This is a genomic window from Escherichia sp. TW14182 (genome assembly GCF_000208525.1).
GTDB lineage: Bacteria > Pseudomonadota > Gammaproteobacteria > Enterobacterales > Enterobacteriaceae > Escherichia > Escherichia ruysiae.
In genome coordinates this window covers 11,852-27,485 of sequence record NZ_AEJZ01000046.1, presented here as the reverse complement: position 1 = coordinate 27,485, position 15,634 = coordinate 11,852, and the positions used below count along the sequence as shown (strand labels likewise).

The window sequence follows — 15,634 nt, the reverse complement described above, 5'->3', positions numbered from 1 at the left end:
AAGACTTGCTACCGTTGGTCCGTGTCAGACACGCGCCTGGTTGTCGACCGCGAGCATACCCAGCGCGCGGGAGAATTTTTGCGTTAAATAGCCGGTTTCGTTACTCGACGCGGAAGCACACAGCATCCCGGTGGAGAGCCAGCGGTTAACGGTCACGCCTTCGGCGTTTTGCGCAATGTAGTTCGCATCGCGGTCTTCTTTCATCAGTTTGGCGATGCGATCAAACGCTTCTTCCCAACTGATTTGCTGCCATTTGTCAGAACCAGGCGCACGATATTCCGGGAACTTCAGACGGCTTTCGGAGTGGATAAAATCCACCAGGCCAGCGCCTTTCGGACAAAGTGCACCACGGTTGACCGGGTGATCCGGATCGCCTTCGATATGGAAGATAGATGCTTTGGCGTTTTTTGCTCCGTCACCGAGGCTGTACATCAACAGCCCACAGCCTACGGAACAATAGGTGCAGGTATTACGGGTTTCGCGGGTGCGCAGCAGTTTATACTGCCGGGTTTCCGCGAGTGCTACGCTGGGTGCAAAACCCAGTGCCGCTGCCGTGGTGCCTGCCATACCGCCAGCGCAGATCTTAAAGAACTGCCTTCTGCTGACCTGCATGGATTGCTCCTTGTTTCGACATTGTCACGTCCCATTTACATTCGCTTGCTGCGTGTGCAGGGAGTGGGAGTTATTTTTCTTTGCGGAAGGGGCCGCAAAGGTCCAGAATTGGCTCAATTTCCCTCCATCCAGGAAGGGTTTGTAACAGAATACCATAATCTTGGTGTGTGTGTTCTTATCTGGTTAAGAGAAAGTGAAAAAAACACAGCAAAAAGAAATCAAAAATGTGACAAATATCACGGGAATGCGACAAATTGAGTTATGGCAGCGTGATGATTTACAACGTTCCCGGCTTGATGAAGTCGCGGAAGAAGTTCCCGTTGCGTTGGTCTACAACGGCATTTCGCACGTAGTGATGATGGCATCGCCCAAAGACCTTGAACTGTTTGCGCTCGGTTTTTCGCTTTCAGAAGGAATTATCGAAAGTCCGCGCGATATATTCGGCATGGATGTTGTTCCCTCGTGTAATGGTCTGGAAGTGCAAATTGAGCTTTCCAGCCGTCGCTTTATGGGGTTGAAAGAGCGTCGTCGGGCACTGGCGGGGCGCACGGGCTGTGGCGTATGTGGCGTGGAGCAACTTAACGACATCGGTAAGCCAGTGCAGCCGTTGCCGTTCACCCAAACGTTTGATCTCAACAAACTGGATGATGCATTACGCCATCTCAATGATTTCCAGCCAGTGGGGCAACTGACCGGCTGTACTCACGTCGCCGCCTGGATGTTGCCGTCTGGCGAACTGGCTGGCGGACATGAAGATGTGGGCCGCCATGTGGCGCTGGATAAACTGTTAGGTCGGCGGGCGCAAGAAGGTGAACGTTGGCAGCAGGGTGCGGTGTTGGTTTCCAGCCGTGCCAGCTATGAAATGGTGCAAAAATCAGCGATGTGCGGGGTAGAAATTCTGTTTGCGGTGTCTGCCGCGACAACGCTTGCCGTAGAAGTCGCCGAGCGATGTAACCTGACGCTGGTAGGTTTTTGTAAGCCGGGACGGGCGACGATTTATACTCATCCGCAACGATTGATTCATAATTAAAGAAGTACCGCAATTCTGATTCTGGATTGCGGTTTTATTTTTTTATTAAATAATGCTGAATATGTTATTCAGCATTTAAATAATAATTTCACCACAAGAAATTATCTCGTTAACTTCGGTTTATATCGATATACTCCAGTCGCATTAATCCTTTAAGAATTAATCATTATTTATATAAGACATTTTGTTTTAATCATCGCGTCAATAAATAAATGTTTCCGATGAGTGAATGAAAATAACAAACCTTGCACCGGTTGTAAAAAACAGCAATGTATTTTCAATAGTGGGTGATGGATTATGAGTATTGAAAAATGAGTACATTACAGTTACCTGGCAGTTCATATTCTACCGAAGTTAATTTAAACGGCTTAATTGAGGTGCTCAGTAAGCATCTTTACTCCACCCCCGTGGTCGCCGTGCGGGAGCTGGTGCAGAACGGGCACGATGCGATCGTGCGCCGCAGGATTGAGCAACCCGATGCACCAAAGGATAACTCTATTCGTGTAGTGGCGGACGTGGCGAAATCCACCATCACCATTAGCGATACCGGCGCGGGTCTGACAGAAAGCGAAATTCACGGCTTCCTGGCTACAGTGGGCGTGGGTTATACCCGAATGCTGCGCCAGCAGGATGACAATACCGGTTTAATTGGTATGTTCGGCCTCGGTTTTTTGTCGGCATTTGTACTGGCAAAAGAAGTGATGGTACTGACCACCTCGTGGCAAACGCCAGATCAGAGCTGGAAATACCACTCTACCGACGGGCAAAAATATACCGTTACGCCGCATCAGTCCTCGGAGCCGGGGACGCAGGTGATTTTGACGCTCAAAGAAGAGTACAGCCATCTGGCGAGTAACAATTTGCTGAACCGCGTCCTTTCCCGCTACTGCATATTGCTGCACGAACCGGTCTATGTGGGGGACGCCAGCGAGCCGGTGAACAAACTCCAGCCGCCGTGGCGTGAAGAAACGCCAGATAGCGTAACGATGCACCGCGCGCTGGTACAGCGGAAAAATCTCGCCTTTGCCGCCCAGTTTGAATCCTCCTTTGAACCTATTTGCACCATTCCGGTGGTGCCAGCGGGAATGAGCGATGCGGTCGGGATTTTATGGATTCAGGATGGCGCAACTTACGGCACCAGCGATAACCGCAACCTGTCGCTGTTTTTGCGCGGCATGTTACTCGATGACGAAGCGCGTGAGCTGTTACCGCCCTGGGCCGGTTTTATCGGCGGTGTGATTGAGTCTTCGAAACTGACGCCGACGGCGAGCCGGGAAGATCTCCAGCGCGACGAAACCTGGGTCGCGGTGCAGGAGGCGTTAAAAGAGGCGCTGATTTCTGGTTTGTCCGATCTCGCACAAAATCAGCCAGAAATCTGGCGACGGGTATTAATGCGCCATAACGAAGCGTTGCTTGGCGCGGCGTTGTGCGATGACCGTCTGTTTGATTTGCTCAAAGACCGTTTGCAGGTGCCTACCTCAAAAGGTGCGCTGCTGGCAAAAGATTTACGCATTAATAACAGCATTCATATTCTGTTAAGCCGCGATGGCGGTTTTGAAGAGATGTTGTTCCACATTCTGCAACGACCCGTTGCGCGTGGCGATCGCTATGCCGTGGTGCCATTTTTACGCCGCTGGGCGCTGTTATATCACTGCCGGATTATTGAAGTCGGTACACAAACGGGTAATGAACAGTTGTTCAGCCTTGCGGAATTACCCGAAGAGCAGGTTGCTTATCTGGAAGAGCATCTTTGCGACGGCGAGCAATTAATCATCTCCCGCTTCGAACCCGCAGTTTTACCATTAGTGGTAACACCAGATCGCGAAGCAGAATTAAAACAAATTCTCGAACAGGATGACGCGGATAAACGTATTAGCACCGCAGCGTTAATGCTGGCGCGGCAATTCACCTCGCAAATCCAAAAGACCAAAACGTCAAGTCTGTATATCAATCTCAATAACCCCTGCATTATGCAACTGGTGACGGCATTACAACATCAGCAACAGCCAGCGGCGGCATTACGGTTATTAAAATCGCTGAAAGTGATTTTGTGCTCCAGCGGCAATAAAGAACAACAATGGGATTTACACCAGGCGCTGGAAGATTTTACTCAGGTTATTCCTGTCTTAATTAATCAAGGAAAATAAAATGGATACATGGGAGTGGTACAACAAATATAGCCAGGAGTTGCGTGATGCCGGGCAGGAGTATATTCCGCAGATAATTGATGATTTTTCTGAAGGTGTTTTACATCTGCAAATGGAAAAGTGCGATTCGTTATTACCGGAAATGCAAGCATTGAATCAAGTGGCCAAAAATCCGTGGCTGGAAATATTTATCGGGCACTGGGAGATGCGCCATCGTCTGACTAACTACGAAGAAGGCGAAAAAGTACTGCCAGACGTAGTGGCGCTGTTTGAAAAAGCGCACCGGGAAGAGGCAAAAGATTGCCCGCAATCTATCTGTGTCACGCAGGATTTATCCGCTTGCTACGAGAATATAGATGCCCCTGGCTGGGCCAATGAACGTATGGCGGTATGTGAAGAAACCATCGCGCGCATTGATCCGACCTGGAGCTGCTTTATGTGTTTATCCTGCGAATATGCCAGTGCGCTGATGGATTCCAACAGAACAGAAGAGGCGTTGGCTTATATCGACAGGCAAATCGACGCGGTAAAAGCATCGGGGAGTGAATATTTAGAAGCACTGCTGGCAACCCGTGCCGATATTTTGGTTGCCCTTCAGCGTTACGATGAAGCGCGAGAAGTGATTGATGAACTGGCAAAAGAAAATGATTATTGGGGACGCGACCGCATCAATTATCAACTCAAAAAACTGTACATCATGGCGTTATGCGGGCAGGACAAAGAAGTCTGGGAGGAATTGCCGCGTTGGTCAGATCTGACTCCCTATTCATGGGGACCATGGCTGAAGATTATTACTGAATTACTTCCCCGCAATCCACAAAGAAACCACTGGCAACTGGCGCGAATCATTCAAAAAATGCTGGAGCACCGTTCACAGGCCGGGGCGCACCGCAAAGTGGTTGATCTGGCGAAACTGCAAATTACCCTGGCGCTGGAGCGAGAATCTGTCTGGGTTGCCAAAATGGCGATGAAACTGGCTCAGCGGCACATACCGAAATTACGCGCGTTGCTGGGCGTTGATCGCGAGTTTCTTGAACTTAGTGAAAAAATCGTCGCTAAAGAGGCGGAACTGCTTGCTCGACCGGTGGTAGAAATACCTGAAAACAGTGATGAAGAAACGCAGCCCGATCCGGAAAAAGACGTCGAAATATTCCGCCGCGCTTACCTGAACACGCCAGATGATACGGAATTGCTGGGCAAGCTGGTCAATGCGTTAAACGCCTGCAATGCGATTGATGAATCGATTGAACTCCTGCAACGCTACGTTGAAAGCCACATCCAGGAAGATAACAATCTCTGCTTTGATCTGCTGGATCTCCTGCTTAACCGTGGCGATCAGCAAGCGATCGAACACCTGGCGAAGCAGTATGAACAGGCGGGGCTGCTACATATGGCGCTGTGGTTCCGTGCGCGGGTGATCAACCAACAGGAAGACTGGGGCGAACTGGAGTCGATTGGTCAACAGTTGCTGCAACACGAAAAAGGGCGCGAGTGGGTCGGCGTTTATCGCATGTGCTCCTGGGCAGCACAAAAACAGGAAGCCTGGGATCGGCAGCTGGACTATTTACAGCAATTGCAGCAACTTATGATTAGTCGTGAAGAAGATATTCGTAATATCCAGTGGGATATCATGGCGACCGCCAGCATCTTACAACAATGGGATTTGGTGCGAACTATCGCCGCAGAACTGGAAATCGAACTCACGGAAGGCGAAGGTTTTATCGACGAAAAATGGGGACTACTGAATATCCGTTTCCGGGAAAACTTCGAATACCGCTATTACTATGCCCAGCGGATTGGACCGGTAACGGCAAGGATCATTGAACCAACCTACCGGACAGATTACCCACAACATGTTGATGAAGTTGTGGTATTCGATGCGGAAATGTTGAATACCCGGCCTGAAGATGAGGAAGAGCAGAAGAATTTCACGCCACTTTATGGGTGCCTGAAAACCATTATCCCGACCGAGTACGGCGAGTCCTGGTTCTGTGAAGGTGTCATGCCTGGTGAAGAACAGTTTAATGCCTTCCGTGAGGCGCTACGTGAACGAAACTGGTACTACTGGAGCAACAGTAACGAGGACTATACGTTAACGGATAGTCATCAGGGAGAAGAAGCAGAGCCACTGCCCGCGTTCTACTTTGTTATCAGCGCGCCGCGTTCGGTTGCTAAAGCTAATATTGATAAAACGCTAAGTGAGTTGACCGCAGACTGGGAACATCCGTTGTGCTGGTGGCGTCTTGCCAAAGAAGCCGGAGCGAACGAAGAGAAACATGCTGCTATTTCTGAACGTTATGGGATGTAATGCAGGTTTAAATAACGAGGGGCAGAAACTTTCCTCTCGCAACGGTTGAACTGTTAATTGAATAAGTCCGGTAATTTATCAATGAAATTACCGGACTTATTCATTCAGTGAATTATATCTATTTATTTATAAACAAAACGCGTGTAGTGACGCTTTCTTTTTTCCTTTATTATATTTACTCTCTTATTTATCTATTTATAAGGCAATTAAATGAAAAGGAATTTATTATCTTCAGCTATTATTATCGCCATAATGGCCCTCGGTATCACCGGATGTGATGATAAAAAAGTCGAAACAGAAACTCCCCCGCCCGCCAATAGTCAACCTGCCGCACCAGCTCCAGAAGCGCCCGTTGCAAAAGCAGAAGCTAAACCAGAAACGCCTGCGCAACCGGTGGTCGATGAACAAGCGGTTTTCGACGAAAAAATGGATGTTTATATCAAGTGCTACAATAAGTTACAGATCCCTGTGCAGAACAGCCTGGCGCGTTACGCTGACTGGCTGAAAGATTTTAAACAGGGTCCAACGGGTAAAGAGAGCCTTGTTTATGGCATCTACGGCATTAGTGAATCCAATCTCTCTGAGTGTCAAAAAGGAATAAAAAGAGTCGTGGCGTTAACGCCTGCGCTGGAACCCATTGATGGTGTGGCGTTGAATTATATTAATGCCGCTGTTGCGCTGGGTAATACCATTAACGAAATGGATAAATATTACACCCAGGAAAATTATAAAGATGATGCGTTTGCCAAAGGGAAAACGCTGCACCAGACGCTCATAAAAAATATTGAAGCCTTTGAACCCGTAGCAGAATCTTATCACGCGGCGATTCAGGAAATTAATGATAAGCGTCAGCTTGCGGAATTGAAAAATATTGAAGAAAGAGAAGGGAAAACATTCCACTACTACTCTCTGGCTGTCATGATATCAGCGAAACAAATTAATAACCTGATTTCGCAAGAGAAGTTTGATCCAGATGCGGCAATGAAGAAAGTATCTGAACTGGAAACGCTGGTGGCACAGGCCAAAGAAGCGGATAAAGGCGGCATGAAATTTTCGTTTATTAATTCGGCAGACCAATATCAGCTCGAAGCTAAAAAATATGTTCGCCGCGTCAGAGATAAAGTCCCGTACTCTGACTGGGATAAAGAGCAACTTCAGGATGCAAACACAAGCTGGATGGTCGAAGACTCTTTCCCGAAAGCGTTACGCGAGTACAACGAAATGGTTGATGACTATAATAGCCTGCGTTAAACGTTTTTGATTTTGGTGAGAAAATAGTGTCGGGTGCGGCGTAAACGCCTTATCCGACCCTTACAATTACACCGGCTTTTATGCCTGATAAAACGCGTTAAGCGTCGTATCAGGCAATCTGCGCTTTATCGATCCTACGGATGGCGACGGTTCTCTTCATTCACCCAGATCCGCATTTCGCCCTCGCCACGGTTAGCCCAGCTAAACCACGGGATAAACGTCAGAGTTTGCGGCTGGCGTTTGGCTGGGGCATTGTCGTAATGCCACAACGGTTGCTGCTCTGGATTGCTCTGTTCAAGCCGATAACCAGGCGCCTGAATGAGGATTTTATGGCTGAATAATCCCTTGCCTTCGAATGTCGTAAACGGCGCATCGGCGGGTAGCCACAGGTTATGTAATGACTCGCCGTTGTCGGCCTGCTCCAGACAATACACCAGCGGACCGCGCTGAATTGCTATTTTCCCAGCCACATGACGCACCAGCGGGTTGCCGTAAACGCGACGCACTGGCATCGGCAGCGTCAGATTCAGCGTATCGCCTTCCTGCCATTCACGGGCTATATGCAGATAGCCTTTACGAATATCCTGCTCGACGACTTCTCCATTCAATGTGACCTGTGGCTGCGTGCACCAGTCCGGCAGACGTAAAGCCAGGGTATGACGCACCGGCTGCGGAGATTCAACCGCAATCGTCACCTGTTCATGCCACGGATAGTTCCCGCTAACCCGCAGACGCAGCGTGCCATTTTCTACCGGCACTTCCATGCTGTTTCCTGCGTAGATGTTGATATACAACGCATCTTCACGCGGCGTGTAGAGATAATGACCAATCGAGGTTAGCACGCGGGCGATATTTGGCGGACAACAAGCGCAACCAAACCAACGCTGGCGGATCGGCTTAACGTGATCGTAGATATGGTTGAATTTCAGCGATTTTGGATGTACTTCCAGCGGATTCACATAGAAGAAATGTTTGCCATCCAGCGCCATGCCGCCGAGCACGGTGTTGTACAGTGCGCGCTCCATCACATCGGCATATTGACTGTCGCCTTCCATTTCCAGCATTCGCCGGGCGAACATCATCAGGCCGATGGAAGCACAGCTTTCGGCGTATACCGTGTCATTCGGCAGATCGTAATCGCTGCTGAACGCTTCGCCGCTGCTTTGTGAGCCAATGCCGCCGGTAATATATAACTGACGCTGGGCCATATTGTTCCACAGCCGCAGGCAGTCCTGACGCTTGCTTTCATCGTGACTTAAACGCGCGAGATGCGCGACGCCGGTCATCAGGTAGACAAAACGTACCGCGTGACCAATGGCGGTTTGCTGCTGTGCGATGGGCAAATGTGCCTGGCTGTAGGCTTTGTCTTTCACCATCCACGCCGGGCCGTAGGTGTGCCAGTGCGAGGTCTGCCCGCGCTTTTCATATTCCTGGTCGTAATAGTGTGGTTGCGCACCACGCTGTTCGACAAAATAGTTCGTCAGTGCCAGGTAGCGCGGTTCTTCGGTCACTTCATACAGACGCATCAGTGCCAGTTCAATTTCCGGGTGACCAGGATAACCGTGTAACTTACTTTCATCTGGGCCAAATACGCTGTCGATATGATCGGCCAGACGGCAAACCACCTCCAGCAAGCGTCGTTTTCCCGTGGCCTGGAAGAAGGCGACTCCGGCTTCAATCAGATGACCGGCGCAGTAAAGTTCATGACACTCCGCCAGATTGCTCCAGCGTTCTTCGGGTGCTTTTACCGTAAAGTAAGTATTGAGATAGCTGTCTTCGCATTGGGCGGAGGCGATCAGTTCGATTACCTCGTCAGCGGTTTTTTCCAGTTCGGCGTCCGGCTTCTGGCACAGCGACCAGGCTACCGCTTCCAGCCATTTGGCGACGTCGCTGTCCTGAAACACCATGCCGTAAAACTCCCCGTCTTGCAGTCCGGCGGCAATGCGAAAGTTTTCAATCGCATGGCTGGGTTCCGCTTCGGGAATGCGATCGTTTAACGCATCCCATTGATAAGGAATCACCACGTCGCGTACCAATTGCTGATATTGACCGAGGAACGGATCGCTAACCGTCAGTTTGTGCAGATCGACTTCCGAAATGTTCATCTTGTGCTCCTTAAGGCTGGACATGACGCTGACGCAGGTCGGTAGCAATGCGTGACATCATAGGGTTATTGAGTTTGCAAAAGCGGATTGCCAGCGCCAGCAGCAGGTGGAACAGCGCAGGCAGCAGTGTTTCCATTGCTGTGATCCCGCCCAGCGAACTGGCGGTCTGGTTTTCTACGCCAGGTTGATAGGCAACAAAAATAAATAGCAGGCTGATGATCCCGGCGCTGGAGGCCCAGGCCAACTTGATGAAAAACAAATTAAAAGCAAAGTTCATGCCGGAGGAACGCACACGGGTTTTCCATTCGCCATAGTCATCGGCAAAAGCCATCAGCGAGAAGTGCAGCGGCAGAGTAAAGCCAAGAATCACGCCATTACCGAGGATCACCGCCAGCCACAGCGTTTGATAAGCCGGGCCGGAGGGCAGGAACCACATCAACACTGCCAGCGCAGCGAGGAGCAGGTTGGTGTAGTAGTAAATTTTGACGGTATCGAAACGCCGCGTTAACGGGCTGACAATCACCGAGCCGATAATGGAGGCGAAGGTGACCATGGTGAAGAACAGCGACGTGTAGCCCGTACTGCCTTGTAAGACGTAGGTAATGAAGTACATATACCCACCGCCGCGAATATTAAAGACGTTAATCAGCAGGAAAGACATGACCAGCATCAGCAGCAGTTGGTCGTTGTTACGCAAACCGGCAAGATGTTCGCGCAGGGTAAATTTCCCCATTGTGGAGAGCGGCACCCGTTCACGAACCCAGAAAAAACAACACAGGAACATCACCACGGCAATGGCGCACAATACGCCGACGCCCAGTTGATAGCCGCGCGCGGCATTACCCTGACCGAAGAGATCTACCATCCATGGTAAGCCTACCGAAACCAGAAATCCCGCTACGCCACAGAGAACGAATCGCCAGGACTGGCAGGAGATCACTTCATTGTGGCGGGTGGTCATGGTGTTGATCAGCGCGCAGTACGGTACGTTGATGGCGGTATAACCGACTGAAAGGAGCAGGTAAGTACCGAACGCCCAGGCGATTTTTACTCCCATGCTGGCATCTGGCACGGTGAACGTCAGGATGCCGATAATGCCGATGGGAATGGCAATCCATAGCTGCCACGGACGAAAGCGCCCCCAGCGACTTTGCGTCCGGTCGGCAATGACGCCCATCACCGGGTCGGAGATGGCATCAAACACGCGCAGTGCAATAAACAGCGTGCCAACCAGCGCCGGAGTTAATCCAAAAACGTCGGTGTAGAAAAAGGTGAGAAAATTCATGATCAGGCAAGTTATTACGGTGCCGCCTGCGTCACCCAGGCCGTAGCCTATTTTTTCCCGTACAGATAACGCATCGTCAATTTTACCTTTAGCGATATCAGCGGTAGTAATCGGTGTAGAGGTCATAGATATTCCTCGTGAATAGGGAGCAATTTTTTGTTTTATTGAAATGACCTTATTAATTCTGCCGTGAACGGGAATATCAACAAGGCGAGAAAAGAGTAAAAAAAGGTGACGATTCCGACCTGAATTTAAAAGTGTGAAATGGATCAGGTGAAATTAATTTTTTTGATTAATAATCAAAAGGTAAAGTGTTTCATCATTAATGAATAAGCGGGAAATTACATATCAATGCTTGAATTATCCATGACGTTACCGATTAAAGTGCAAAATGGTGGATTATTTATTTCCCGTGGCGTAGGGAGGCATCCGGCAAGGCGGCTGGAGTCATGGGAAATTATCTTTGTCGAAAAAGGTCGGTTAACGATTCAGGAAGAAGAACGGATATTTCTGGTCGATGCGGGAGAGAGTTTATTACTCTGGCCGAACCGACAGCATGTTGGGGTGGAGGATTTTCCCGCCGATCTCAAATTTTACTGGCTGCATTTTGAGGTTAAAGCGCCGGACAACGATCCGCGCTGGCTCACTCATCTTAGCGTGCCGCAGCAAACCAAAGTCGCCGACCCTCAGGCGTTGAGTGCACTGTTTCGCCAGTTTTTAAGCGAGCAGGAAAAGCATCAACGCACTCCGGCGCTGGAGTTTATTGTGCTGCTGATTTTGCAGCAGCTCACCCGTGACGCGCGTCTTGATGAACAGGCCGATGGAGCAGGCACCACCCTTGCCTGGAAAGCGCAGAAACTGATCCGCACGCAATATCACCGCCCGCTTTCCACGGCGCTTTTAGCCCGCGAGCTGTACTGCAATGCCGATTATCTTGGGCGTGTCTACCGGCGGGTGTTTCATCTGACGTTAACAGAAGCAATCCACCGCCAGCGGGTGCGCGAAGCCGAAAAGCTGTTAATTAGCGAAGCGCGATCGCTCACGGAAGTGGCGGCGTTGTGCGGGTTTAATGACGTTGGCTATTTCCGGCAGATTTTTCGCAAGCACACCGGTTTAACGCCAGCAGCGTGGAAGCGGCGTTACAGCAAGGAACATATTAATTCGTAGCTCCGGGGCGATAAAGCCCCGGCGTGAGAGATTACTGCCCGTAATAGGCATTAGCCCCGTGCTTACGCAGATAGTGCTTATCCAGCAGTTCATTTTGCATGGCAGGAAGCTGCGGCGCGAGCTGGCGCGAGAACAGCCCCATATACGCGCACTCTTCCAGCACCACGGCATTATGTACCGCGTCAGTGGCGTTTTTCCCCCATGCGAACGGGCCGTGAGAATGCACCAGTATCGCCGGGATTTGTGCTGGACTCCTGCCGCGCTCTTCGAAGGTTTTAATGATCACTTCGCCAGTCTGGTATTCATACTCGCCGTTGATCTCCTCTGCGGTCATCTGACGCGTGCAGGGGATCGCACCGTAAAAATAGTCAGCGTGAGTCGTGCCCCAGGCAGGGAGATCAATCCCGGCCTGTGACCAGATGGTGGCGTGGCGCGAGTGGGTATGCACAATGCCGCCGATTTCGGCATAGCGGCGATAAAGCGCCAGATGCGTTGGCGTGTCGGAAGAGGGCTTTTTGCTACCTTCCACCACCTTACCGCTGGTTATTTCCACCACCACCATATCGTCGGCGGTCATCACGTCGTACTCGACGCCGGAAGGTTTGATTACCATCCATTGCCGCATTTCGTCTACCGCGCTGACATTGCCCCAGGTGAACGTCACCAGATGGTGAGCGGGAAGCGCCAGATTCGCCGCCAGCACGTCGGCTTTCAGTTGCTCTAACATATAAACCCGGCCTCCTGCATACGCGCTTCAATCCAGCGCCGCGCCTGAATAATCTCCAGCACCGGCTCTTTGGCTTTTTCGGTCCACATCTCAATCAGGAGAGAACCGCGATAGTTCAGTTCATGCAGCGTTTTAAAGATGCCAACGAAATCGACGCAGCCTTCGCCAAACGGCACATCACGGAACTGTCCGGGGCTTTGCTCGGTGACTGGCTGGGTGTCTTTCAGGTGGATCGCGGCGATACGGTCAATGCCCAGTTTCAGTTCGGCGGGAACATCATTGCCCCAGGCGCTGAGGTTGCCGACGTCCGGGTAGACGGTGAACCACGGCGAGGCGAGCATCTCGTCCCATTTTTTCCATTTGCTGATGGAGTTCATAAACGCGGTATCCATAATCTCCACCGCCAGCATTACTTGTGATGCCGCCGCCTGTTCGACCGCCCACGCCAGCCCTTCAGCAAAACGTTGTTGGGTGCCTTCGTCGTGGTCTTCGTAATAGACGTCATAACCTGCCAGCTGGATGGTGCGAATGCCGAGATCGCGCGCCAGACGAATCGCTTTACTCATGATTTCCCGCGCCCGTTCGCGCACCGCCTCGTCCCGGCTGCCAAAAGGAAAACGGCGATGGGCAGACAGGCACATTGACGGAATAGCAACGCCCGTTTCGATCATCGCGGTAACCAGCGAAGCACGTTGTGCGGCGCTCCAGTCAAGACGTGAGAGCCGTTCGTCGGTTTCATCCACCGACATTTCGACAAAATCAAAACCGCAGCTTTTTGCCAGCACCAGCCGCTCCGGCCAGGAGAGATCTTTCGCCAGCGCCTTTTCATAAATCCCTAACGGATGACTACGCACGAGAACCTCCCCAGATTGCGTCAATTTGTGCATGAAAATCAGCGGCAACCTGCGCTGGATTGGTAGCGCCCGCCAGTGCGCGCCCGGCAATAAACGCTTTCACGCGGATATCTTTAAACAGCGGCAGGTCAGCAGGGGTAATCCCGCCAGTAATGGAAAGCTCAAGGCCGATATCAGAAAGCGCCTTCATGCGTGCCAGATCGGCCTCGCCCCACTGTTGCCCGCTGGCCTGCGCGTCGCGACCACGATGATAAATCGCCTGCCGCACGCCAATACGATGCCAGTCGCGGGCGTCGTCCAGTGTCCAGTTGCCGAACAGCTCTATCTGGATTTCACCGCCGCAGCGTTGCGCCATCGCGTGGCCTTTTTCCACCGTCGCGAGCGGTGCGGCGCAGATGATGGTCATCCAGTTAGCGCCTGCGCCAAACGCCTGTTGCGCGAGCGTTTCACCCGCGTCGGCGACCTTCCAGTCAGCGACGATGATTTTGTCCGGGCACTGTTCACGCAAGGCTTTCACCGCGCCAAGCCCTTCGTTTAAACAGAGAATGGTGCCCGCTTCGACGATATCGACACTGTCCTTTAACAGCGTCACGTCGCGCTGCGCGGCTTCAAGTGATGAGTGGTCGAGAGCCAGTTGCAGAAGTGGTCTGCTCATAATGTGTGTTCCTTAATGCGGGTGTGATAACCCTGGAGTGCGGCAATGAGTTGCTGATAGCGTTGATATTTTTGTTGGTAATGCTGATGCGCGGTCATGTCCGGCAGCAATGTGCGTACCGGATGTTGCAAGTTGCGCTGCGCTTCGCTGAAGTTGCGATAAACGCCCGTACCGACACGGGCAGCGAGCGCCGCGCCAAAGCATCCCGTTTCTTCCACCTGCGGCAGCTCGATACGCAGACCGCTGACGTCTGCCAGCATTTGCATCCAGACATCGGAGTGCGCAGAACCGCCAGTCACGCGCAGGGTGTGAACAGCGGTAAAACGTTCACGCATCCGGTTGAGGTGGGTCATGTGGCTGAACACCACGCCTTCATAAATGGCCTGCAACAGGTGCGCGCGGGTGTGAATGGCCTGCATCCCGTAGAAACCGCTGGTCATCTCAAGTCCGGCGTTGCTGCCGTACAGGAACGGCAGGAAAAACAGATCGCCTCTGGCTTTCGGCAAGCTGGCAACGGCCTGATTAATCTCAGCAAAAGAGATTTCTCCCCACTGCGCGGTAAACCATTCGAGATTGCCGGAAGAGGTAGGGCTGGCTTCGTGAACGATAAATTGACCGTCATTAACATAGCGACCATAGACATACGGATGCGCTTCACCGTCACGCAAACCGCTGGTTATGCCGCTGGTCACTGCCCAGGTTCCCATCACCGCATTGAGGGTGGATTCGTCTTCGATCCCGGCACAAAGTGCGGTGGAAACCACATCAAACAGGCCGCCGACAACGGGCGTACCCGCTTGCAGACCGGTCAGTGCGGCTGTCTGAGCGGTGATCCCCCCGCAGATTTCGGCAGATCCAACAACAGGCGGCAGGGCGTGATTGATTTCACCGATCCCCAGGCAATCGGTGAGGCACGGATCATATTCCCCACGACTCATGTTGTAGAGATTGGACTCAGAAATATTGCTCTCTTCACAACCTTTGACGCCGGTTAAACACCAGCGCAGGTAGTCGTGCGTCATCATCACGCAGCCAATTTGCGCGTAGCGTTCCGGTTCGTGCTCTTTCAGCCAGCGTAACAGCGACACCGGATGCCCGGTCCACAAGGTTTGTCGGGTCAGCGGGTAGAGTTTTTCCGGGATGCCATCTTCCTGCCAGCAACGAACGATTTCTATCGCCCGGCGGTCAGAGGACAAAATGGCGTTACCGAGCGGTTTGTTATTTTTATCGAGTAAAAACAAACCTTTCCCTTGTGCGGAGATACCGATACCAACAATTTGCTCCCCGCTAACACCGGAATGGGTAAGCAGGTCGCGAATGACAGCCATGCAGCATTGCCACAGTTCTGCCATATCGCGCTCTGCCCAGCCTGGCTGCGGGCTTAATGCGCACAGCGGCAGGCGCTGCACACCCGCCTCCCGGCCTTCGCGGTCATACAGCCCGGCTTTCAGCCAGCTACCACCACAATCTAACCCCAGCCAGTATTGCGTCAT

11 protein-coding genes and 1 pseudogene are annotated in these 15,634 nt (G+C 51.6%); 5 read left to right on the top strand and 7 right to left on the bottom strand.

What is annotated here, in order from left to right; all coding sequences use genetic code 11:
• Positions 1–27 precede the first annotated feature (27 nt).
• Positions 28–612 (bottom strand): annotated as a pseudogene (locus EQY_RS0104575) (molybdopterin-dependent oxidoreductase); the annotation flags it as partial.
• Between the two features lie 193 nt (positions 613–805).
• On the opposite strand from EQY_RS0104575, the gene fdhD reads away from it, so the two are divergent.
• From fdhD to EQY_RS0104555, 4 genes are all read left to right on the top strand, one after another.
• Entirely contained in the window at positions 806–1,642 is an 837-nt protein-coding gene (fdhD, locus tag EQY_RS0104570) for a formate dehydrogenase accessory sulfurtransferase FdhD (protein ID WP_000753605.1), read from the top strand.
• 311 nt (positions 1,643–1,953) lie between these two features.
• Positions 1,954–3,789 (top strand): ATP-binding protein, encoded by a 1,836-nt coding sequence (locus tag EQY_RS0104565; protein ID WP_000105781.1) that lies wholly within the window; start codon positions 1,954–1,956, stop codon positions 3,787–3,789.
• 1 nt (position 3,790) lies between these two features.
• Positions 3,791–6,097: a tetratricopeptide repeat protein gene (locus tag EQY_RS0104560; protein ID WP_000382010.1), complete on the top strand. Its 2,307-nt coding sequence runs from the start codon at positions 3,791–3,793 to the stop codon at positions 6,095–6,097.
• A 210-nt stretch (positions 6,098–6,307) separates the two neighbouring features.
• Positions 6,308–7,348 (top strand): YiiG family protein, encoded by a 1,041-nt coding sequence (locus EQY_RS0104555; protein WP_024212401.1) that lies wholly within the window; start codon positions 6,308–6,310, stop codon positions 7,346–7,348.
• 134 nt (positions 7,349–7,482) lie between these two features.
• Here EQY_RS0104555 and EQY_RS0104550 read toward each other — a convergent pair whose 3' ends face one another.
• Together EQY_RS0104550 and EQY_RS0104545 are read right to left on the bottom strand one after the other, a co-directional pair.
• A complete protein-coding gene (locus EQY_RS0104550; RefSeq protein WP_001026865.1) occupies positions 7,483–9,453 on the bottom strand; it encodes a glycoside hydrolase family 127 protein in 1,971 nt (656 codons plus the stop codon).
• A gap of 10 nt (positions 9,454–9,463) precedes the next feature.
• A complete protein-coding gene (locus EQY_RS0104545; protein ID WP_000204813.1) occupies positions 9,464–10,864 on the bottom strand; it encodes an MFS transporter in 1,401 nt (466 codons plus the stop codon).
• A 225-nt stretch (positions 10,865–11,089) separates the two neighbouring features.
• On the opposite strand from EQY_RS0104545, the gene EQY_RS0104540 reads away from it, so the two are divergent.
• Positions 11,090–11,905: an AraC family transcriptional regulator gene (locus EQY_RS0104540; protein WP_000891830.1), complete on the top strand. Its 816-nt coding sequence runs from the start codon at positions 11,090–11,092 to the stop codon at positions 11,903–11,905.
• Between the two features lie 31 nt (positions 11,906–11,936).
• Here the strand turns inward: EQY_RS0104540 and araD are convergent, their stop codons facing one another.
• The 4 genes from araD to lyxK are packed head-to-tail and all read right to left on the bottom strand — an operon-like array spanning position 11,937 to position 15,634.
• Positions 11,937–12,632 carry an L-ribulose-5-phosphate 4-epimerase gene (gene araD, locus EQY_RS0104535; RefSeq protein ID WP_000893128.1) on the bottom strand — a complete coding sequence of 232 codons (696 nt, stop codon included), beginning with the start codon at positions 12,630–12,632 and terminating at the stop codon, positions 11,937–11,939.
• Positions 12,626–13,486: an L-ribulose-5-phosphate 3-epimerase gene (locus tag EQY_RS0104530; protein WP_010344934.1), complete on the bottom strand. Its 861-nt coding sequence runs from the start codon at positions 13,484–13,486 to the stop codon at positions 12,626–12,628. The genes araD and EQY_RS0104530 overlap by 7 nt, the downstream gene beginning before the upstream one ends.
• The gene (gene ulaD, locus EQY_RS0104525; protein ID WP_000089485.1) at positions 13,479–14,141 is read right to left on the bottom strand and encodes a 3-keto-L-gulonate-6-phosphate decarboxylase UlaD; all 663 of its coding nucleotides are present in this window, start codon (positions 14,139–14,141) and stop codon (positions 13,479–13,481) included. Before ulaD ends, EQY_RS0104530 begins: the two co-directional genes overlap by 8 nt.
• Entirely contained in the window at positions 14,138–15,634 is a 1,497-nt protein-coding gene (gene lyxK, locus EQY_RS0104520; RefSeq protein WP_000196070.1) for an L-xylulokinase, read from the bottom strand. Before lyxK ends, ulaD begins: the two co-directional genes overlap by 4 nt.